At 59.5% G+C, this 20,985-nt stretch carries 20 protein-coding genes; 10 read left to right on the top strand and 10 right to left on the bottom strand.

What is annotated here, in order from left to right:
- Window positions 1-418: 418 nt before the first annotated feature.
- The 4 genes from rplU to proB all read left to right on the top strand — a co-directional run bounded on the left by rplU (window position 419) and on the right by proB (window position 3,302).
- The gene (gene rplU, locus BN874_RS17675) at window positions 419-730 is read left to right on the top strand and encodes a 50S ribosomal protein L21 (RefSeq protein WP_034435613.1); all 312 of its coding nucleotides are present in this window, start codon (window positions 419-421) and stop codon (window positions 728-730) included.
- Window positions 731-763: 33 nt separating this feature from the next.
- A complete protein-coding gene (gene rpmA / locus BN874_RS17680) occupies window positions 764-1,024 on the top strand; it encodes a 50S ribosomal protein L27 (protein WP_034435614.1) in 261 nt (86 codons plus the stop codon).
- Window positions 1,025-1,105: 81 nt separating this feature from the next.
- On the top strand, window positions 1,106-2,191 hold the full coding sequence (cgtA, locus tag BN874_RS17685) for an Obg family GTPase CgtA (protein WP_051498002.1): 1,086 nt from the start codon (window positions 1,106-1,108) through the stop codon (window positions 2,189-2,191).
- Window positions 2,169-3,302 (top strand): glutamate 5-kinase, encoded by a 1,134-nt coding sequence (gene proB / locus BN874_RS17690; RefSeq protein WP_034435615.1) that lies wholly within the window; start codon window positions 2,169-2,171, stop codon window positions 3,300-3,302. The genes cgtA and proB overlap by 23 nt, the downstream gene beginning before the upstream one ends.
- 253 nt (window positions 3,303-3,555) lie before the next feature.
- Here proB and BN874_RS17695 read toward each other — a convergent pair whose 3' ends face one another.
- The 7 genes from BN874_RS17695 to BN874_RS17725 form a co-directional block, all read right to left on the bottom strand.
- Entirely contained in the window at window positions 3,556-4,419 is an 864-nt protein-coding gene (locus BN874_RS17695) for a PP2C family protein-serine/threonine phosphatase (RefSeq protein WP_051498003.1), read from the bottom strand.
- 18 nt (window positions 4,420-4,437) lie between these two features.
- Window positions 4,438-5,136, bottom strand: coding sequence for an FHA domain-containing protein (locus tag BN874_RS24750; RefSeq protein WP_154725008.1), 699 nt, complete (start codon window positions 5,134-5,136; stop codon window positions 4,438-4,440).
- A 41-nt stretch (window positions 5,137-5,177) separates the two neighbouring features.
- A complete protein-coding gene (locus tag BN874_RS22870) occupies window positions 5,178-5,534 on the bottom strand; it encodes an FHA domain-containing protein (RefSeq protein ID WP_051498005.1) in 357 nt (118 codons plus the stop codon).
- The gene (locus BN874_RS22875; RefSeq protein ID WP_051498006.1) at window positions 5,531-7,462 is read right to left on the bottom strand and encodes a serine/threonine protein kinase; all 1,932 of its coding nucleotides are present in this window, start codon (window positions 7,460-7,462) and stop codon (window positions 5,531-5,533) included. The genes BN874_RS22870 and BN874_RS22875 overlap by 4 nt, the downstream gene beginning before the upstream one ends.
- A 33-nt stretch (window positions 7,463-7,495) precedes the next feature.
- Entirely contained in the window at window positions 7,496-8,896 is a 1,401-nt protein-coding gene (gene asnS / locus BN874_RS17715) for an asparagine--tRNA ligase (RefSeq protein WP_034435616.1), read from the bottom strand.
- 53 nt (window positions 8,897-8,949) lie between these two features.
- Window positions 8,950-9,759, bottom strand: a complete 810-nt coding sequence (locus BN874_RS22880) for a helix-hairpin-helix domain-containing protein (protein WP_051498007.1) — start codon at window positions 9,757-9,759, stop codon at window positions 8,950-8,952.
- Between the two features lie 460 nt (window positions 9,760-10,219).
- Window positions 10,220-10,510: a hypothetical protein gene (locus BN874_RS17725; protein WP_034435617.1), complete on the bottom strand. Its 291-nt coding sequence runs from the start codon at window positions 10,508-10,510 to the stop codon at window positions 10,220-10,222.
- 521 nt (window positions 10,511-11,031) lie between these two features.
- Between BN874_RS17725 and nfi the strand changes: the two genes are divergently transcribed.
- The 4 genes from nfi to BN874_RS17745 all read left to right on the top strand — a co-directional run bounded on the left by nfi (window position 11,032) and on the right by BN874_RS17745 (window position 14,140).
- The gene (gene nfi, locus BN874_RS17730) at window positions 11,032-11,739 is read left to right on the top strand and encodes a deoxyribonuclease V (RefSeq protein WP_230314482.1); all 708 of its coding nucleotides are present in this window, start codon (window positions 11,032-11,034) and stop codon (window positions 11,737-11,739) included.
- Between the two features lie 141 nt (window positions 11,740-11,880).
- On the top strand, window positions 11,881-13,059 hold the full coding sequence (locus BN874_RS17735; protein ID WP_034435619.1) for an acetate/propionate family kinase: 1,179 nt from the start codon (window positions 11,881-11,883) through the stop codon (window positions 13,057-13,059).
- A gap of 58 nt (window positions 13,060-13,117) precedes the next feature.
- Window positions 13,118-13,315 carry a P-loop NTPase family protein gene (locus BN874_RS17740; RefSeq protein ID WP_034435620.1) on the top strand — a complete coding sequence of 66 codons (198 nt, stop codon included), beginning with the start codon at window positions 13,118-13,120 and terminating at the stop codon, window positions 13,313-13,315.
- Between the two features lie 156 nt (window positions 13,316-13,471).
- Window positions 13,472-14,140 (top strand): DUF1963 domain-containing protein, encoded by a 669-nt coding sequence (locus BN874_RS17745; protein WP_034435621.1) that lies wholly within the window; start codon window positions 13,472-13,474, stop codon window positions 14,138-14,140.
- Between the two features lie 38 nt (window positions 14,141-14,178).
- Here the strand turns inward: BN874_RS17745 and BN874_RS17750 are convergent, their stop codons facing one another.
- The 3 genes from BN874_RS17750 to BN874_RS17760 are packed head-to-tail and all read right to left on the bottom strand — an operon-like array spanning window position 14,179 to window position 18,757.
- Complete coding sequence (locus tag BN874_RS17750) at window positions 14,179-15,369, bottom strand: VWA domain-containing protein (protein WP_034435622.1); 1,191 nt, start codon at window positions 15,367-15,369, stop codon at window positions 14,179-14,181.
- A complete protein-coding gene (locus BN874_RS17755) occupies window positions 15,366-17,717 on the bottom strand; it encodes a DUF5682 family protein (RefSeq protein WP_320411484.1) in 2,352 nt (783 codons plus the stop codon). Before BN874_RS17755 ends, BN874_RS17750 begins: the two co-directional genes overlap by 4 nt.
- A complete protein-coding gene (locus BN874_RS17760; RefSeq protein WP_034435624.1) occupies window positions 17,675-18,757 on the bottom strand; it encodes an ATP-binding protein in 1,083 nt (360 codons plus the stop codon). Before BN874_RS17760 ends, BN874_RS17755 begins: the two co-directional genes overlap by 43 nt.
- A 491-nt stretch (window positions 18,758-19,248) precedes the next feature.
- On the opposite strand from BN874_RS17760, the gene BN874_RS17765 reads away from it, so the two are divergent.
- Window positions 19,249-20,361: a response regulator gene (locus BN874_RS17765; RefSeq protein ID WP_051498008.1), complete on the top strand. Its 1,113-nt coding sequence runs from the start codon at window positions 19,249-19,251 to the stop codon at window positions 20,359-20,361.
- 52 nt (window positions 20,362-20,413) lie between these two features.
- A complete protein-coding gene (locus BN874_RS17770) occupies window positions 20,414-20,980 on the top strand; it encodes an ABC transporter substrate-binding protein (RefSeq protein ID WP_051498009.1) in 567 nt (188 codons plus the stop codon).
- The last annotated feature ends 5 nt before the right edge of the window (window positions 20,981-20,985 follow it).

The following is a 20,985-nucleotide window of genomic DNA, read 5'->3' on the forward strand; positions in this document are numbered from 1 at the left end:
AATGGGTGATGTTCATTTTACCTGCCTGCCCCACAGTTCAGATCACAGGAAAATTTACAGGAGGCGAACTGTTGTCTTACCGGGTCTCGCCTCTTGAATGGCAAAAGCGACCTGTTCCAGAAAAGTTGTTCCCCAGTTGGCCTGAGATTCATCACGGAAGTTAAGGGACACTACCAACAATTCCCGCGTCAGCGGGAATCCATCAACCCGCTGAAAAGACTGGATACCCGTTTTCACGGGTATGACGACACCTGCTTCATTAGTGAAAGTCCTGACGTTGTTTTCCGCCCATTTGCAAAAGTGATGAGAGCTTCCTTGGTGAAACCCAACAGCCAAATGTGTTTGACCGTAGCCGAGTACACGGCTAGAATCCAGCCCCTTTAGTCGGGACGGAATAAGTCCGTTTGGAGACGCTGCAATGTATGCTGTCATCAAAACCGGGGGCAAACAGTACCGGGTGACCGAGGGCGAAACCCTCAAGGTCGAAAAGCTCGAAGTCGAGGAAGGCGCCTCGGTGGAATTCGATACCGTGCTGATGATCGCCGATGGCGACCAGGTTAAAATCGGCGCGCCTTACATTGAAGGCGCCCGGGTGACCGCTACGGTCAAATCCCAGGGACGCGGCCCGAAGGTGCTGATCGTCAAGTTCCGCCGCCGCAAGCATTACCGCAAGACCCAGGGCCATCGCCAATCCTACACTGAGCTGCGAATCAGCGGCATCAGCGGCTAATCCAAGATAACAAGGGTTGAAACAAATACCGATATGGCACACAAAAAAGCGGGCGGCAGCAGCCGCAACGGGCGCGATTCAGAATCCAAGCGATTGGGCGTCAAGCTCTATGGTGGGCAACTGGCGCGGGCGGGCAGCATCATCATCCGGCAGCGCGGTACCCGGTTCTATCCGGGCCAGAACGTCGGTTGTGGCACGGATTACACTCTGTTCGCCAAAGCCGATGGTCATGTGGTGTTCGAGACCAAAGGTCCGCACAACCGCAAATATGTGAGCATCCAGCCGGTGCAGTGAATCGAATCCGCCGCGCCGGTATGCAAAAAGCCCCGCTTGGGGCTTTTTGTTTTTGTTTGCTGCGGATTCAAGGAGGACGTTTTGAAATTTGTTGATGAAGTCACGATTCGGATCGAAGCTGGCGACGGCGGCGACGGCGGCGTCAGTTTCCGGCGGGAGAAATACATCCCCTTCGGCGGCCCCGATGGCGGCGATGGCGGCGATGGCGGCAGTATCTACCTGGTGGCTGACGCCGAACTGAACACCTTGGCCGATTACCGTTTCACCCAACGGTTCCGCGCCGAACGCGGCCAGAATGGCATGAGCGCCAATTGCACCGGTCGCAGCGGTTCGGACCTTATCATTGTGGTTCCCGTCGGCACGGTGGCGCACGATGCCGATACCGGCGAGCTGATCGGCGATCTGGTCAAATCGGGCCAGCGCTTGCTGGCGGCGCAGGGCGGCTTTCACGGTCTCGGCAATACCCGCTACAAGAGCAGTACCAACCGGGCGCCGCGCCAGTCCAAACCGGGAACGTCGGGTGAGACGCGCAACCTGCGGCTGGAGTTGAAGGTCATCGCCGATGTTGGCCTGCTGGGGATGCCCAACGCCGGCAAATCCACCCTGATCCGCACTGTGTCCGCCGCCCGGCCCAAGGTGGCCGACTATCCCTTCACCACCCTGCATCCTAATCTGGGCGTGGTGCGGGTCGGACCGCTGAAAAGCTTCGTGATGGCCGATATTCCAGGGCTGATTGAGGGTGCAGCGGAGGGGGCGGGGCTGGGCATTCAGTTTTTACGGCATCTGTCCCGCACCCGGCTGCTGCTGCATCTGGTGGATGTCTCGCCCTACAGTGACAGCGGCGATCCGGTGCGGGATGTTGCGATCATTTTTGGCGAACTGCTCAAGTACAGCGCTGAACTGGCCGAGCGTGAGCGCTGGCTGGTACTCAACAAGCTGGATTTGTTGCCAGAGGAGGAACGGGCGGTGCGGAGGGATGAAATCGTCACCGCGCTCGACTGGACCGGGCCGGTATTCAGTATTTCCGCGCTGTCCGGCGAGGGAACCGAGGCGCTGATGCAAGCGGTGATGGAGCGGTTGGAGGAACGGCAACGGCTGGAAGCAGCCGCCGAGACAGCGACTCTAGCAGAGGTTGAAGCGAACGATGTTCAGCCAGAAGACTCGTGAACAGTTAGGCGCAGCTCAGCGCTGGGTGGTTAAAATCGGCAGTGCGATGATCACCAACGATGGGCAGGGACTGGACAACTTTTCCATCGATGCCTGGGTGGCGCAAATGGCGGAACTGCATCACGCCGGACGGGAATTGTTGCTGGTGACTTCCGGCGCGGTGGCGGAAGGGATGCGGCGGCTGGATTGGCGCCAGCGCCCAACGGCGCTCTCCGATCTGCAAGCGGCGGCGGCGGTGGGGCAAATGGGGTTGGTGCAAGCCTGGGAATCAGCGTTCAATCACCACGGTATTCAGACCGCACAAATCCTGCTGACCCATGAAGACGCCGCTGACCGCCAGCGCTATCTCAACGTCCGCACCACTTTGCGGACGCTGCTGCGGCTGCGGGTGATTCCGGTCATTAACGAAAATGATACGGTAGCTTTCGAGGAAATCCGCTTTGGCGACAACGACACGCTGGGGGCGCTGGTGGCGAATCTGGTCGAGGCGGATTTGTACGTCATCCTCACCGATCAGCAGGGCTTATACGACAAAAACCCACGCCAGTTTGCCGAGGCGCAATTGATCCGCGAGGGTCGGGCGGGTGACGCGACGCTGGAGCGGATGGCGGGCGGCAGCGCCGGCAATCTAGGCAGTGGCGGGATGATGACCAAGCTGCACGCCGCGACCAAGGCGGCGCGATCCGGCGCGTTTACCCTGCTGGCCTGGGGTCGGGAGCCGGAGGTGTTGCGGCGAGTGGCGGCGGGAGCGGAACTGGGTACCCTGCTGCGACCCAGCCAGAGTGCGCTGGCGGCGCGCAAGCAATGGCTGGCAGTGCAGTTACAAGTCCGGGGCCGGTTGCATTTGGATGCAGGTGCGGTACGTGCGCTGCGTACCGATGGCAAGAGCCTGCTGCCGGTGGGCGTCACGGCGGTGGAAGGCAAATTCAGCCGGGGCGATCTGGTGGCGTGCCTGGAGCCGGGCGGGGTTGAAGTGGCACGAGGACTGGTCAATTACGATACCGAGCAGGCGTTGACGCTGATCGGCAAAACCACCCGCCGGATCGAGGCGTTGCAGGGACATCTGGACGACCCGGAATTGATCCACCGGGATAATCTGGTGCTGGTTTGAATCGCCTTCCAGTTTTGAAAGCTGATCAGGCATGATTATTTCCAGTGCGGGTGGTTTAGCCTGCTTAGGCAATTTACCTCTGGCACGGGACCGCCCTTCAAGAAAATCACTATGGTTATCGCTGCGCAAAGGCGCATCTTGCCACTGAGGAAGCCGCTCCCGAACCAGCCACTCTTGCCCTGTTGGGCATCAGCAGCCCCCCAAGTAGTGGATCTCCATTCAAGCCTCGACCCAAACCCAAACGATAGCTGAATTACAACAGCCACCACCAAGCGCTGCTAACCACCAGCAGTCCCAACATGGATAGCAATGACACTCTGAGGCCCAGGCGCCGCCACCAGGGTGCAGTAGGCCGGAATGCCGCAGATCGAACCCACAGCGCGGTGACATTATCCTGATGCGCAAGTTGGCGATCTGCGACTGCCGCCAGCAACTGTTGGATCGGCTGGCCTTCGTCGCTGGCGCGATTCAGAATAGCGGCGATGTCGGCATCTTCCAGCGTCAGCATCCCATCGCTGGCCAGCAGGATTTGATCACCGTCCCGAAGCGGATAGGCTTGGCGCGGTAAGTCCACCAACTCCAGATCGGTGCCAGTAACCGCGCTCATCAACGCATTGCGGTCAGGATGGCAGGCGGCTTCGGCGGCGCTAATCTCTCCTTGGCTGACCTGCTGAATCAGGATGCTACGGTAAGCGTGATCCTGATTCAGCCGGTGCAGTCGTCCCCGCCGCCACAGCCACAGTGGCGAGTCGCCCACGCTCAGCCAGTACAGTCCCTCCTCGGTGAGTACCACCGCCAGCAGCGTACAACCCATCCCGCTCAGACTGTGCGGATCGCTGGCCACGTCCAGTGCCATCCGTTCGTTGACACACACCAGAGTCTGTTCGAGCCGTTCTGGAATCGTAGCCACCGGAACCGTGTCGTAGGCGTCGACGAAGCTGCGAACCGCTAAGGCACTGGCCCGCGCCCCGGCCTGTTCGCCCCCCATCCCGTCGGCTAAAACCAGCAGCAGATCGCCTGCTTCCAGTTCTGGCGGCAGTTCAAAGACCCCGTAATCGTCTTCCTGTCGGGCGCGACTGCCTTGCGTCATGCCCTCATCGTAAATCCACGCCGCCATATCGCGCCCTCCGTGCCGTCAACTATCGTCGCGCCAGTCGAAATCCGCACCGCACAGCGGTACAAATCGCAACCGGGTTTGCCCCAACTGTAAGGTTTCGCCCCCCATCAACTCGGTGGATTCCCGCAGCGGACGACCGTTCAACCAGGTTTCAGCCGCGACGGATTGCACATAGAAACGGCGGGAGCGTGCGGTATAAATAATGGCGGCATAGATAAGAATGGCCTGATTGCCAAGAGCAATCCGATCATCGCCGAAATCCAATCGAATCCGCACCCCTGAACCGCGCCCAATATCATTAACGCCGTAGCCCAGCGGCAACACCGCGCCACGCCCCGGACCAGCAATAATTGCCAGCCAGCCGACTACTGGACTAGGCAGAGGATCACGCGCCATCGGTGGTGTTTCCGGCGCAACCGGACTCGCAACCGGACTTGCAACCGGATTGATGGCTGGCGCTGGCTCTAATCGAGGTTTGAGGGTCGGTTCCGACCGGGATCGGACTCCTGAATCAGGACGGGTAATGCGACGAGTGGTTTCGACCGGCGATGACGCGGGTTTGGCGGCGGCTCCGCGACTCTCCGCTGCTGGATCCGGTGCATCGGCGGTTGGTGCACGGTCTGGGGTAGACGATTCAGCCCCCGGTCGGACCACACGCCGAGTCGGACCCTCTTCGGGCGGTGGTGGGCCTTTTTTGAAACCACGATAGAGCGGCATGGCGCATTTTCCTTTCTTTAATCCCGATGTGTAAAAGGCACTCAACGATCCTCAAGCCGGAAATGCAACCGCACTTCCCCCAGTTCCACCACGTCACCATTATTCATAATCTGTCCATGAATGCGTTGTCCGTTCACCCAAGTCCCGTTAGTAGAATCGAGATCACAGAGCTGAAACGTGCCATCGGGCAAATGATAAATCTCGGCATGACGTCCAGAAACCGAGTCATTATCAAAGCAAATGTCGTTATCGGGTGCCCGACCTAATCGGCATAACGGTGAACGCAACCGCAGATCGCCTCTGCCGGGCATATCGGTACGGATGAACCGCGCCGATACAATCGTTGTTTCCGGCTGATTGGATCGCCGGCGTGTAAAGGGCCAGAACGTGAGTTTCATTTTTGATTGAATCCCGTCGAGTTAGGCGAATCCCAGGGACTTTTACGCGGCGGCTGTGCCGGCGTCACCCGATCCGGCACAGTGGGCGCCACGATAATCGGTTGGGGTTGAGTTCGGTCACGCCGTGATTGTTGCCGGCGGGTTCTTGACTGGCTTTCTACCTTATTACGATTCGGTACGGTCGGCTTTTTGCCCTCGCCCTGCTTGGCGGTAGCCGGCTCAGTCGTTGTGCTGGATCGAGGTTTGGTTTCGGTAGGAGCTATCGCCGGCACTAAAGGAGTCTCGACTGGGCTAACCCCTGCTGGTTTCAACCCAGCGTCCAGAGTCGAATCCGGCTGGACCGGTTGCGCTGTCCGCTCATCAATCACCGCTGGTGCCGCCGGTTCCGATTCCGTTTGTATCACCGACGCCGCCGGTGTTTGCGGTTCTGGATCGAGGGCTGGAACGAGGGCTGGTGCGATGGTGTCCAGCGGCGCAGCGGGTTCCACGACGACCGGCATTGCCATCGGCAGCGGTGCTTCAGCAGTCGGCGGAGGGGAAGCGGTGGTATCGATGAGCGGAACCGGGGGCAGGGTCGCTGCTGTTGTTGGCTGAAGCGTCGGCGTTGCACCGGCTACCGGAGCTGGCACTGTTTCAGCCGGTTGCCCGGTTTGCTCCAGGCTGTAGTGAGAGGGGTTCACCTCTGGAACCGGCGCGGATGACCACCGCCAGAGGGCTATCGCCGCCAACGCTACCACCAGTCCCACGCCACCGGATAGAACGCCCCACCGTGGCCACCGGAATGCACCAGCACGCGGCTTCAATGGCGGCGGTGGCTCGCTGGGCCGCTGGATAGGGGATCGGCGACTGGCCGTTGGCGGATGTGTCCTTTTCAACTCGTTGCGATCAGTGCCTTCCAAGGCAGCACGCAACGGAGCCCGATCCAGGGTCGGCAGCTTAGCCGACTTGGACAGCGGCGCCATGATCACCGTCTCGTCGCTTTCCTCATCCTGCGCCCCACTTAACCCAGCCTGTATCTCGGACACATCACGAAACCGTTGTTCTGGACGCACTGCCAACGCCCGATCAATCACCCGGAGCAGATTGGTGCTGTAACGGCCAGCGCCGACCGCCACTGCCGGTTTCAGGGTGTCGTCCAATAGCCGTTCGGCGGCTTCCACCGGGGTCTGTCCTGCGATACAGCGATACAACACCGCACCGAGGGCATAAATATCGGTCCATGGGCCATAACGATCATTGCGGGTCGAGTATTGTTCCGGCGGCGAATAACCGGGCGTCACCAGGCTGCTCACGCTTTGGCTGTGACGGCTGATCGCTGCCCGTGCCGCACCGAAATCAATCAACATCACCCGATGATCATGCGCCCGCACATACAGATTGGAGGGCTTGATATCGCGATGCAGGTAGCCCTGCTCATGCACCGCCTGCAAGGCCGGCAGCAGGTCTTCCAGTAAACCGCGCATTTGATCCTCGGCGAGTGTTTCACCTTCCCGCAGGATTGCGCTCAGCGGTTCGCCCTCCTCGTAATCCATAATGATGTAGGCGGTGCCATGTCCCCGGAAATAGCGTTTGATCCGAACGACATAGGGGTGCTGAATCCGGGCCAGAACCCGAGCCTCATCAAGAAAGCGCTCCAGCCCCCATTCATAATCCGATGCCTGGCCTTCGGTGGCGCTGGTTTGCCCTTGGGTGTTGGCACGAACCGTCACCCCGTCAGTATCACGGAACGACCACTCGATAGGAAAATACTCCTTGATGGCCACCCAGTTTTCCAGATGGGTATCCAGCGCCTTATAGGTGACCCCAAAGCCGCCCGCCCCCAGGATGGCATCAATGCGGTACTCGTCCAGCAGATGACCGGACGGCAGCGCATTAGCTCGACGGGTTCCACCCTTGGCGGGCGTAGTTGAATCGGGGGCAGTAGTCATCACAGCAAACCGAAAAGAGGGTGGAACAACGGGCTAGAAATCCGCGCAGCGGGGGGTACGCGGGAACGGGATCACATCCCGGACGTTACTCATGCCCGTCACATAACTGACCGTGCGCTCGAACCCCAGCCCAAACCCGGCATGAGGCACACTGCCATAGCGACGTAGATCACGATACCAATTATACGTGGTCTTGCTCATCCCTAGCTCGTCCATCCGTTCATCCAGCCGATCCAGCCGGTCCTCACGCTGGCTGCCGCCGATGATTTCACCGATACCGGGCGCCAGTATGTCCATCGCCGCCACCGTGCGACCGTCGTCATTCAGGCGCATGTAGAAGCTCTTGATCGTTTTAGGATAGTTCATCAGCACCAGCGGTCGGCCCACATGCTCCTCGGCCAGATAGCGTTCATGCTCGGACTGCAAATCCATCCCCCACTGGATCGGAAACTCGAAAGTCCGTCCGGCCTGCTCCAGAATGCGGATCGCTTCACTGTAATCCATCCGCTCGAACGGCAAGCGCACCACCTGTTCCAGGCGCTGGATGCAGGTTTTATCAATGCGCTGGGCAAAGAAAGCCATGTCGTCAGCGCGCTCATCCAGCACCGCTTTGAAGATGGACTTCAACAACGCCTCGGCCAAATCCGCATTGGCCGACAGGTCGGCGAAGGCCGTTTCCGGCTCCACCATCCAGAATTCGGCCAGATGGCGACTGGTGTTGGAGTTTTCGGCACGGAAAGTCGGGCCGAAGGTGTAAACCTTGGACAGCGCCAGGCAATAGGACTCGACGTTGAGTTGACCGGAAACGGTCAGAAACGTCTCGCGGCCAAAAAAATCCTGACTGAAATCAATTCTGCCCTCAGCGGTACGCGGCGGGTTAACCAGATCCAGGGTGCTAACCCGGAACAGCGCACCAGCGCCTTCACAGTCGCTGGCGGTAATAATCGGGGTATGAATCCAGAAATAGCCCTGCTCATGGAAGAAACGCTGGATGGCTTGGGCCAAACAATGACGTACCCGAGCAATGGCGCCAATACTGTTAGTACGCGGACGGAGATGCGCTATTGACCGTAGATATTCGAAGCTGTGCGGCTTGGGGGAAACCGGATAGGTCTCTGGATCGTCTACCCAGCCGACGACTTCAATCGCCTCTGCCCGCAGCTCTACGCTCTGACCCTTGCCGGCGGACGCAACCAGCTCACCGGTGACGCGCACTGCACAGCCGGCCGTCAGATGCAGCACCTCGCTGAGGTAATTCGGCAATCCGGCGGCAACGACAACCTGCAACGGATCGAAGCAGGAACCGTCATGGACAGCGACGAAGGACAAGCCGGCTTTGGAATCGCGGCGGGTGCGCACCCAGCCCTGCACGGTGACTTGGCGACCCAGCGGGATTTGGCCGCCCAGCACAGCGGTAATAGCGTATACGGACATTAAACGGTCTACTCCCGGTCACGGCTGAGTGCGGTGGCCCAGTGGCAAGGTCATTAAAGCGGATCCTGGTATTTCTGGAGGTGTTGCGCTTTGGCCTGACCGATCCAGTTTTCACGATGAATGCGCCCCGTAAATTTGATGGCGGCTTCAATCCGCTCTACATCGGCTTCACCCAGCACCGCCAAATCCCGGAAGCTGCGAACACCGCAGGCGTTTAACTTCTTTTCCAGAGCAGGGCCGATGCCATTGATGAGCTTGAGGTCGTCGGGCTGCCTTGCCACCGGTGCAACGACGGGTAACGGTTCAGGCAGCGCTGCTGGCGCAGCGGTTATTGCGGTCGGATCGGGCGCAGCCTCCGCTAGCGCAATCACCGGTTCGGGAATAATGACCGGTTCGGAAACAGCCGAAGGCGATGCTACCGTAGCCAAGGGTTCTAACACCGCTGCGGGTTGGGTGACAGTGGAAACCGATTCGGCAACCGTAGCCGGTGGTGCGTCAAACTGATCCGGTGGTGTGAGTCCACCCCGGCGCAGCACTGCGAAGTAGTCATCCCACCATTGGTTCTGGGTCTGAATCCAGCGATGCAGTACTTCCTCCATTTGTTTCACCCAGGAGGCCATCATTTCCGGGGTTCCTTTTTCGCGGGCAACGCGCTGTACCCACTCCTCGACCCAGGCGGCTTCCTTCTCCAAGGTTCGTTTCACCGCCGCCTCCCAGCTTGCCAAATTCTTCAGATAGGTTTCCCGCCAAGCCTCGACACCCGCCGGCGGCTGAAACGGCACGGCTGAACACAGGCTTTCCCAAAGGCGCTTCTGGGCGTCGGTCCAGGTCTTGAGAATTTCTTCATGAATCCACGGTTTCATTGTTGTTACCCTCCACAGTGTTTCGCAAAATTTTTGTTCATGATTTTTTAGTGTCACCTTTCGTATCGCGCATGACAAGAGTTGGAATTCGCCTCCTCATGCCGCCAGCCATGTCCAACAGTGGCAGCTTGAAATTTCCTCAGTTCGCGTTTTACGGTGAGTAAGAAGAGACGCACACGGAACGCAGTCTTGAACGCGCATTAGGTTTTGCGTAGAAACGATCTGACCGTTCTCAATCCCGCCAACGGGTGACAAGGACTATCGGCCATGTCACTGCCATCAACGTGACCTACGTCTGGGAGGAATACAGCAATCCCTAAACTGGTTGTGGAGGTAGCACGGGCCTCTTGCCCGTGATGAGTCGAAGGGCTGGAAGCCGGTGCTACATTGAGTTCCATTCATCTAGCTGACGGAAACAAGTCCACCCAAGAGAGGTAGGCGAAAAATGGGTTCACACCGGTTATTTTGGTTTGAAGGCATTCAGATTCCCTTCCTTAAAAGACAGGATTGCATCTGGATAGAACCAATCCTCCAGCTTTTTCCCATCGGTGTCGGTACGCCCCTTTTTATAGAGGGGTTTCCCGTACTTCGACAGAATGGAATCGGAAGAATGACCCAGATTCAACTCCGCCGTCATATTTGGCCCCACCGGATCATGCTTGCTCGCTGCATCATCAGTATCCCCCTTCACAGCGCAACCTGATGAAATAATGGCGGCAAATCCGATAGCCAAAAACCCAAATGTTTTCATTGACGCTGACTCCATTGGTGAGAACCTCTGCGGTAGGGATGCCAAAGGCGGTTTACTGGAACAACGGGTTACGCGGGGAGGGTGAAGTGGTTGATAAAAAACAGTGCATCGCGTTTCCAACCGGTAGATGGATAGAAGGCTTGCACACCATCATCCTCGAACGCGCCAGCGGTGCGTCCCCACATGGTTTTGAGGCAGCTTGCTCGATCAGCACCCGTCAAGCATAGAACGCTGCGCTCACATTTCCACCTGATCCACGTCCCCATCACCCAACCCTTACCCCATCCCCGCCCCTGCAAACCCCGTTAGATCTACTCTCCCTCGCTTTCAGGCGTTGAACATAGACGACTTTGTTGAGATCGTGCAAGGCGGTATGATTTCAAGTACCCCCTTGACAGTCCCCATTCCCTCAACTTCAATCAGTAGAATTTCTTCAACAGACACGGTTGGAACCTTAGCGCACCACACTCAGGATGGGCGTCATTGTCAAACTACCGCCATGATCGAATCCGCAATCGGTGATGACATCGCCCACAATCCAAGCCCACCGCAGCGGCAGAGACCCTCACCCTCTCATTATGCATTCCTGGAATCTTAGCCCTGCTGAAGCCATTGCTTTGCAAAAAGAATTGCGCACTCACCTGATCTTGAGCGATCAGTTGGGAATAGTGCGACGGGTCGCTGGCGTGGATGTCGGTTTCGAGACGGGTGGAATGATCACTCGCGCAGCGGTGGCGGTGCTGTGCTATCCCGAACTGGACGTGCTGGAGACTGCCATTGCCCGCCGGCCCACCGAATTTCCCTATATTCCCGGTCTGCTCTCGTTCCGCGAGTTGCCCGCAGTGCTGGATGCTTTGGAGCAATTGCACGAACTACCGGATTTACTGCTGTGCGACGGGCAGGGCATCGCCCATCCGCGTCGCTTTGGCATCGCCAGCCATCTCGGCCTGCTAGTGGATATTCCCAGTATTGGCGTGGCGAAAACCCGGCTGTGCGGTACGCATGACACGCTGCCCGACCCGCGTGGAGCGTGGACGCCACTGCGGGCAAATCATGAAATCATCGGCGCGGTGTTACGGACCCGGCCCGGTGTCAAGCCGCTTTACCTCTCGCCTGGTCACCGGATCAGTTTGGAAACGGCGATCACTTATGTGATGGCCTGTTGTACTCGTTACCGCCTGCCGGAAACCACCCGTCACGCGCACCGGCTGGCGTCGGAACCTCAGTAATCTACCTTTCCGCTCTATCTACCGTTGATCGGCTGGCTATAATAGAAAACCACACTCACAACGAGAGAAAAACATGAGCGCCATAATGGATAACCACCGTTTCTTACCGGCTCTGAACATAGCGACAGGAGGATGAGCGCCATGGAGCAGGGGATTTTGGTGATCAATGCAGGTTCTTCCAGCATCAAGTTCGCCGTTTTCGGTAATGGTGACTCCTTGGAACCGGAATTGCGGGTTAAGGGACAGATGGAAGGTCTGGCCAGCGATCCGAGTTTTCAGGTCAAGAACGCCGAAGGCCGCAAGATTGACCAGCGCGACGAGTGGCCACACGGCTCCGCGCTCAGCCATGCCAGCGCACTGCGCTATATCCTCGACTGGCTCAGGGAAAAAATGGGCCAGACGCAAGTGGTCGCCGCCGGTCATCGGGTCGTCCATGGTGGATTGGTTTATGACCGAGCGGTTCGGCTTGATGCGCGGGTCATCGCCGATTTGGAGCAACTGGCCCCGCTGGCCCCGCTGCATCAGCCTCACAATATGGCTGCCATTCGTGCGTTGGCCGAAATCGCACCAGATTTGCCACAGGTGGCCTGCTTTGATACCGCCTTCCATCGCACTCAGCCCCGGGTCGCACAGCTTTTTGCCCTGCCGCGTGCGCTGCTCGATTCCGGAGTGCGCCGCTATGGGTTTCACGGCCTGTCCTATGAATATATTGCCCACAAGCTGCCCGATTACGCGCCAGAGGTGAAACGGGTGGTGGTAGCGCATCTGGGTTCTGGCGCCAGCATGTGCGCGATTCGGGACGGCAAGAGTATCGAGAGTACGATGGGGTTTACTACCGTGGACGGCCTGCCGATGGGGACCCGTACTGGTGGCATGGATCCCGGCGTGGTGTTGTATCTGATGCAGGATCGCGGCTACGACGTTAAGGCGATTGAAAAATTGCTGTACAAGGAATCCGGGCTACTCGGTCTATCGGGGGTGTCCAATGACATGCGCGATCTGTTGACGAGTACAGATCCCCATGCGGCGGAAGCGGTTGACGTGTTTGTTTACCAAGTCCTCAAATATCTGGGTGCACTCACCGCCGCGCTGGATGGACTGGACGCCTTGGTGTTCACCGCTGGTATCGGTGAAAACTCGCCGGAGATTCGGGAGCGGGTGTGCAGTCGGCTGGAATGGCTGGGCATCCGGCTGGACCAGACGGCTAATCAACAGGGTGGTCCCCGCATCTCGGCGGTGGATAGCGCCATTCCGGTTTGGGTAATCCCTACTAATGAAGAGAGCATGATCGCTCGCCACACCCGCCAGGTTCTGCGGTAGCGTTAAGTCATTGCTGTGCTGAATCGCGCCCGTCCTCCCTGACGGACCCGATTTCAGCATGAGAGACAAATGGGATGAGCCGACCGGCGATCTGGACAGTCGCGCTTCGGCCAACGTCCGGCAAATCCTGCATGACCTGACCCGCGAATTGGGCAAAACCGTGGTTGCTGTTACTCACGATCTCACCTTTGCCAGCGCCGCTGACCGCCGAATTGGCATCGTGGATGGTTTGATCGATCCCGATTGGCGAGCGTAACGATGCGCTTCTCTTCGTTCAGCGCATCCTACGCAGGTCATTCTTCATCCTTCATCGCCCCACCCGATAGTTGGCCGGAGCTTCGCGAAGGATTTGAGGGCTGGGTCGAAGGGCTGGGTTAGCGCCCGCTTTGCCCGAACCTTATAGGTGTCACACATGCCCCACGCATCCAGACTCCAGTTCCGCGAGGCCACTGCGCCGATCTCTGATGTGGTGACCAAGTTTGGCGGTCAGCCGGCTTGGCTTGAAGATCGCGTGGTTCCTCTGAGCCGTCGCACCGGGAAACCGATGACCTTCATCGCACAAGTGCTGATTCCTGCGCATTGGCTGGCGGACGATACCCCCCGCATGGCCTATATCTTCATGACGGGAGCCGGGTTCGACCATAACGCAATGGAAACCTGGGATCCGAATGAAGGCGAGACTGCTGTCGTTATCCAAACGAAACGCGCCAATTCACCAGCCTGTGAACCGTACCCGGAAATGTTGTGCTGCTGGGAAGAACGCGATAACCCGAGGCGAGAAGTTCCATGCGAGTACGCTGTTGACGAAACGCCTGTTGAAGAAACAGCCTATGTCCCGCAAGAGGAACTCGACCGTCGGGCAGATTCAGAACGCGAACCCATCGTAGAGAGCTGGCGCGGAAACAAGATCGGAGGAAGCCCGTACTGGATTCAATACGAAGAATTCCCGTTCGACGACTGGCGTCTGTTACTCCAGTTAGAAGATGGCGCATACCCCTTCAACCTCAACCTGGGAACCGGCATCGGCTACGTCTTTCTCAATGCAGCGTGTACCGAGGGAAAACTGCTTTGGCAATGCTGACCGGAACACACCCAATAGTCGTAGGGTAGGCACTCTGCCTAACTCCCTGCCATCGCCATGCCCCGCGCCGTCACAATCCCCTGCCGCGCCGCCCACAAATTCACGTCTTCGCGGCGAATGGCGGCGGCCATCATGCCGGGGAACTGATCGGGGGTGCAGGCGAAGGACGGCACGCCCAATACCGCCAGTTTGGCCGCCAGTTGATGATCATAAGACGGTGCGCCTTCATCGCTGAGCGCCAGCAGGGTGATGAACTGCACCCCGGATTGCACCAGTTCATTAGCGCGTTGCAACAGGTTTTTCTCCACGCCGCCTTCGTACAGATCGGAAATCAGGATCACAATAGTGTTGCGCGGCGCTCGCACCAACGCCTGGCAATAGCCGGCGGCGCGGTTAATGTCGGTGCCGCCGCCCAGTTGGACGCCAAACAGCACATCCACCGGATCGCTGAGCTGTTCGGTCAAATCCACCACCGCGGTATCGAACACCACCAGATGCGTTTTCACCGCCGGCAACGACGCCATCACCGCGCCGAAGATGCTGGAATACACCACTGAAGCCGCCATTGATCCGCTCTGGTCAATGCACAGAATCACCTCGCGCTGGGTGCGCCGCGCTTTGCGGCCATAACCGACCAGGCTTTCCGGGATGATGCTTTGGTAGTCCTCCTGCCAGTGGCGCAGATTGGCGCGGATGGTGCGGTTCCAGTCAATTTCGGCATGACGCGGGCGACGGTTGCGTTCAGCCCGGTTCAATGCGCCAGTGACCGCGCTGCGCATCGGCTCTTCCAGCTTTTTCATCAGCGCATCAACCACTTTGCGCACCACCAGCCGGGCGGTGTCCTTGGTCTTGGCCGGAATGATCCCGCGCAACGCCATCAGCGTGGCGACCAGATGCACGTCGGGTTGCACCGCTTCCAGCAGTTCCGGCTGGAACAACATGCTTTTCAAATCGAGCCGTTCCAGGGCGTCCTTCTGCATCACCTGCACCACCGAACTGGGGAAATACTGGCGGATGTCGCCCAGCCAGCGCGCCACTCGCGGCGACGAAGAACCGCTGCCGCCGCGCAGGCCATTCGGCCCGTCCGGCTCGTACAAGGCCGCTAACGCCGCGTCAATTCGCAGATCGCCAGCGCCCAGCCCGCCGCAACCGGCACATGCCTCTTGGGCCGCCTCGCCCAATACCAGCCGCCAGCGGCGCAAGCGTTCCTGATCAGAAGATGTGGTCATCGGCTGAGTCCCAATAGCAGGCGTAATAACGGAATCGGTTGTTCGGCACGGGCCGCATCCCAATCGGCGTCAATCTGACGCGACACGGTTTGCATCGGGCGCTGGGCGCGTTCGCCCATTTGCCGCCGTTCGTGAGCATTGAAAGTGGCGAAAGTGCGGCGCAACAGCGGCACCACCCGCAGGAAATGTTCTTCGACCAGGCCGGCCAGCCACTCATCCACCATCGTCCACAGCGGATCGTCATGCAGCAGCACCATCCCGCTGCGATTGAGAAAGCCTTCCAGCCACGCTGCCGCCGGGCCGGGATCGTTGCCGACCGATAGCGCCTGACTCATGCGAATTGCAGTCTGATCCGCGTTCTCGACCTGATCATCAAACAACAGCCGCGCCGCCAGCCCGCAAATCAGGCCGTGACTGCTGCCCAGATGCGCCACCCGTTGCAGCGCCTCATGCCACTCGCCGCTCAATTCCTCGTGAGCCAGCAGCCGCACTGCTTTATGGGTCGCGGCGATGTGTTCACGCATGGCTTGCGCGGCGTCATCGTCGAGCGAACTGCACGCGCCGGACAAGCCAATCGCCGCCCGTGGAATCAGCCCTTCCAGCACCGCGTTGACCATCGCCACATCGGTATTGCGCACGTTGCCGTAGCGGACAATGTGCGTCAGCGGTGGAATCGCCGCCAGCAGTTGCGCCACGTCGCTGGCGACTGCCGCCAGATTTTCCAGCGCCTGAGTTACTGGGCCAATCGCGGCTTGCAAATCCGCCAGCAAGGTCTGATTGACCAGTTCCGACAGTTCGGGCAGGGATTGCGCGGCTTGCGCCCGATCCACCGCCTTGGCGGTCGCCGCCCCCTCCACCGTGTTGCCCCAGCGGCTGGCGGTGATGACGGCGAGGACCAGTTCCGGCTGCCATTGCAAAGTCCACAGCTCGTGAAACGTGCCTTTGGCGCTCTTGCCGGTTTTGTTCAGATCGCCCCAACCGATGTCCAGCAGGCTCAGACGATGCAGCAAATGGCTACGCGCCAAGTCGTTGGCCTGGCGCAGATCAAGATCGAGGGCTTTCCGGGTCGCTTCGGGTTTCAACTTGAGCGATTTCTGCTGTTGCTCAAGGTCGCGTTGCAACGGCACGGCGGGCGCTTGTTCGGGAATGCCGCCCAGCCGGTCGCCGACGACCAATTGCCGATGAATCAACTGCATCGGCGCGTCATCGCCCATGCATACCACGGTGCGCAACGCTTCGCACAATTCATCCAGCCCCGGTTGATGATGACCGCGCAACGCCGCTAGGGCATCGGCCAGCCGCACCGCTTCAATGATGTGCGCTGAGGAGCAATCCAAATCTTCAGCGCGGAACAGTCGCGCCGCCCGCGCCAGCCAGCCTACCGCTCGTTGTCGCGTTCCGCCGCTGCGCCACAGATGTTCGTACCACGCCGGAGCCGCAATACCCGCGCCGTAACCGCTGGCGTTGCTCAGATTGTGGTACGACCACGGTGCCCAAGTCGCGGCGACTTTGGTTTTGGGCAACGCCTTGAGCAGGTCGTTATCGGCCTTGGCGGACGGCAGCTTTTCCAGCGCCGGGACATGCCACGCACCGCACACCACCGCGATCCGCTCGAAACCGTCTTTCTGCGCCTGCCGCATGGTTTTACGCATGTGCGCTTCGCGCAAAATTTCGCGCTGCTGTTCGTAGTCGCTGCGGCGGCGGGCGGGAGCTTCGCTGCGAACGGTGGTCATCGCTTCGGCAATCGCCGCAAACAGTTCCAGACTGTCGTTGCGCTCTTCCACCAGATGATTCCACCACGATTCGCCGTCATCGTAGCCTGCCGCCTGTCCCAGCCAGTGCAGCGGATCGGCATAAAGATCAGCCCCCTCAGTGCAGACATTGGCATCGGCGGATGTAGAACGGGCTTCCAGCCCGTTAGGAAACGGGCAGGATGCCCGTTCTACGTCGTGCGCCTTGTCCAGCGCGAACTGGCAGCTCATCGGCAAATCCATGAACCGGGTCGGCGTATTCCGCGCCAAGGCATAGCCCAACGCCTGCCATTCCGGCGAAAACTCGGCAAAGGGATAAAACGCGGCTTGTTGCGAATCGTCCGGGTTGTAGATCAGCAGCGCGACCGGCAGCGTCAGCCCGGCGTCAAGAACGAAGGGCAACATCACCTCGCCCTCCGGCGGCCCCTCAACCAGCAGACAATCCGGCTGGAGCGCATCAAGCGCCTGCACCAGACTCCGGGCGCAACCCGGCCCGTGGTGGCGGATGCCAAACAGATGGAAACAGGAATCAGCCATGAATGCGGCGACCCGGCTTACTCGTCCAGCTCGCGGCAGGCGCGGTACAAATCCTTCCACTCGCTGCGCTCTTTCATCACCGTTTCCTGATATTCGCGCCAGATCACTTCGTCCTGCACCGGGTCTTTGACAATCGCGCCGACCAGACTGGAAGCGATGTCGCCCGCCCGCAGCACCCCATCGCCAAAGTGCGCGGCCAGCGCCACGCCACTGTTGATCACCGAGATCGCTTCGGCGGTGGACAGGGTGCCGCTGGACGGCTTGAGCTTGGTTTTACCGTCCTCGGTCTGACCGTTGCGCAACTCGCGGAAAATCTGCACCACCCGCCGCACTTCCTTCAATGCCGGCGGCTCGGACGGCAATTCCAGCGCACGGCCCATTTCAGCAACGCGCTTGGAAACAATGGAGACTTCCTCGGCCTCGCTCGACGGCACCGGCAGAATCACCGTGTTAAAGCGGCGTTTCAGGGCGCTGGACAGTTCGTTAATGCCCTTGTCGCGGTTGTTAGCGGTGGCGATCACGTTGAAGCCGCGCACTGCCTGCGCTTCCAAACCCAACTCCGGGATCGGCAGCGATTTTTCGGACAGAATAGTGATCAGCGTGTCCTGCACATCGGCGGGAATCCGGGTCAGTTCCTCAACCCGCGCCGTCTTGCCCTGCTCCATCGCCCGCATCAGCGGACTGGACACCAGCGCATTGCGCGACGGCCCTTTGGACAGTAATTCGGCGTAATTCCAGCCATAGCGCAACTGCTCTTCGCTGGTGCCCGCCGTACCCTGAATCAGCATGGTGGAATCACCGCTGATCGCCGCTGCCAGATGCTCGGACACCCACGATTTGGCGGTGCCGGGCACGCCGAACAGCAGCAAGGCACGGTCAGTGGTCAGCGTTGCAATCGCGATTTCAATAATCCGCCGGCTGCCGATGTATTTGGGACTGACCTCGAAGCCGTTCTCCAGCTTGCCGCCCAGCAAATAGGTCGCGACCGCCCACGGCGACATCGCCCAATTGGTGGGCCGCTGGCGGGTATCGGTTTTCTGGAGCGCATCCAGTTCTTCGGTGAATTGCTGCTCGGCGTGTTGGCGCAGAATAGGGATCATGAGGAGTTTCCACTAGGCGAGAGGTTGAATCAGGACTTTCGTTTTACGTCATTCCTGCGGCGAAGATCAGATTTTAATTAAGCTACTACATTGAAGAACGGGGTTCGACCGTTCGACAGGCTCACCCCAAACGGTTCTTGAACCCGAAGTGAAAGTCCTGCGATGTTTCAAAATGAAATGCGCTGAAAAAAAGCCGTTTCAAAATTGAAATCCTGCCGCGCTGCATTCCTTTCGCCATCCCTTTCCGTTTCTATTTCCGTCACCTTATTTTTCTATTTATTCAACATGTTATTAACAAAGTTATCTTCAATGGGGAGATACTGCTGGCTTGAAAAACTGGCGTGCTTTTTGCATCGTTGCTGACACCAGCGGGAAATCTCTCCAGTTCATAAATAGTGATGGCTAAAAAGCGGGAAACGACGATACTCATCCGTTCGCCCTGAGCCGGTCGGTACCGAAAACATTGCGTCGATCATCGAGGAATCCGTCTCATGGATATCACCACCACCGCCCTCAACACTCTCTCGGCCACCCTCCTGGTGGTGGACGACGTACCCGGCAATTTGACCGTGCTGGGTGAGCTGCTGCACGACGCCGGCTATCAGGTGAAGGCCGCCAATTCCGGCCGCGCGGCCTTGCGCTACGCCGCCCAACCGCCCCACCCCGATCTTATCCTGCTCGACGTGATGATGCCGGAGATGGACGGCTACCAGGTGCTTGCCCGCCTGCGCGCCGACCTCGCCACCGACTCTATCCCGGTCATCTTCCTCACCGCCCTGAACGACACCCAAGACGAAGAACGGGGCCTGGAGCTGGGCGCGGCTGACTACATCACCAAGCCGTTCCATCCCGCTCTGGTTCTGGCCCGGGTGCGCACCCAGCTCGAAGCCAAGCGGGCGCAGGACTGGCTCACCGGTCAAAACGCTTATTTGGAAGCCGAAGTAGCCCGGCGCATGGCGGAGAACGATCTGATCCAGCGGGTCAGCATCCGGGCGCTGGCGCACCTCGCGGAAACCCGCGACCCGGAAACCGGCAACCACATCCTGCGCACCCAGAACTACGTCCACACTCTGGCGACAAGGCTTAAAGACCACCCCCGCTTCGCCGCCTTCCTGACCGAGCGCAACATCGAACTGCTGACCCGCTCCGCGCCCCTGCACGACATTGGCAAAGTGGGCATCCCGGACCACATCCTGCTCAAGCCCGGCAAGCTCACCCCCGAAGAGTGGGAGGTCATGAAAACCCACGCCAAAATCGGCGCCGACGCGATCAAGCAAGCCGAAGTCGACGTCGCGGAGCCGGTCCCCTTCCTGATCCTCGCCCAGGAGATCGCCCACTGGCATCAGGAAAAATGGGATGGCAGCGGCTATCCCGACGGCCTGGCCGGGGATGCCATTCCGATTTCCGCCCGGCTCATGGCGTTGGCCGACGTTTTCGACGCCCTCATCTCGGTCCGGGTCTACAAACCGGCGCTGCCCTTCGATCAGGTGCGTGACATCATTGCCGCCGGTCGCGGCAGCCATTTCGATCCCGATGTCACGGACACGTTTCTTGCCGGCTTCGACGAATTCGTCGCCATCGCCCAGTGCTATCACGATGGTTAGCGGCTGGCGACCCGCGCTTCAACGAAAGAGTAGCCCCTGAGGAGAACCCATCATGACTCATCCGCGATCCTTCCTCATCGCGGTTGCGGCAACCGCCTTGGTCGTTCTGGCCGTGCTCGCCGTCTTTTGGCTGCGGAAGCCGCCACCCCCGCCGCCCGAGCTGCTCGTCGTGGCGGTTGCCAACACTCAGTTCGGTGTGCCGATCCTGGTTGCCGTGAAGCAGGGTTTTTTCGCGGCCGAGGGACTGCAAGTCACCCTCCAGCGCCACCCCTTCGGCAAGCCGGCCCTGGAGGCACTGCTCCGGGGCGAGGCGGAGGTGGCGACGGTCGCCGAGACCCCCATCATATTTGCCAGTTTCGGGAAGACGCCGTTCAGCGTCATCGCTCACTACATGACCAGCGGCGAACACAGCCTCGTGGCCCGCGCCGACCGGGGCATCCGCCAGGTGACGGATTTGCGGGGGCGGCGGGTCGGCGTCAGCGTCGGCACCTCCGCCCACTATTTTCTGCACGTCATGCTCAGCGACCAGGGCCTGACGGAGGCCGACGTCGAACGGGTGTCTGTGCCGGCGCCGGAGCATGACGTGCAGAAAATAGAGATCGGAAGAGCACACGTCTGAACTCC

The sequence above is a fragment of the Candidatus Contendobacter odensis Run_B_J11 genome (assembly GCF_000531125.1).
Lineage (GTDB): Bacteria > Pseudomonadota > Gammaproteobacteria > Competibacterales > Competibacteraceae > Contendibacter > Contendibacter odensensis.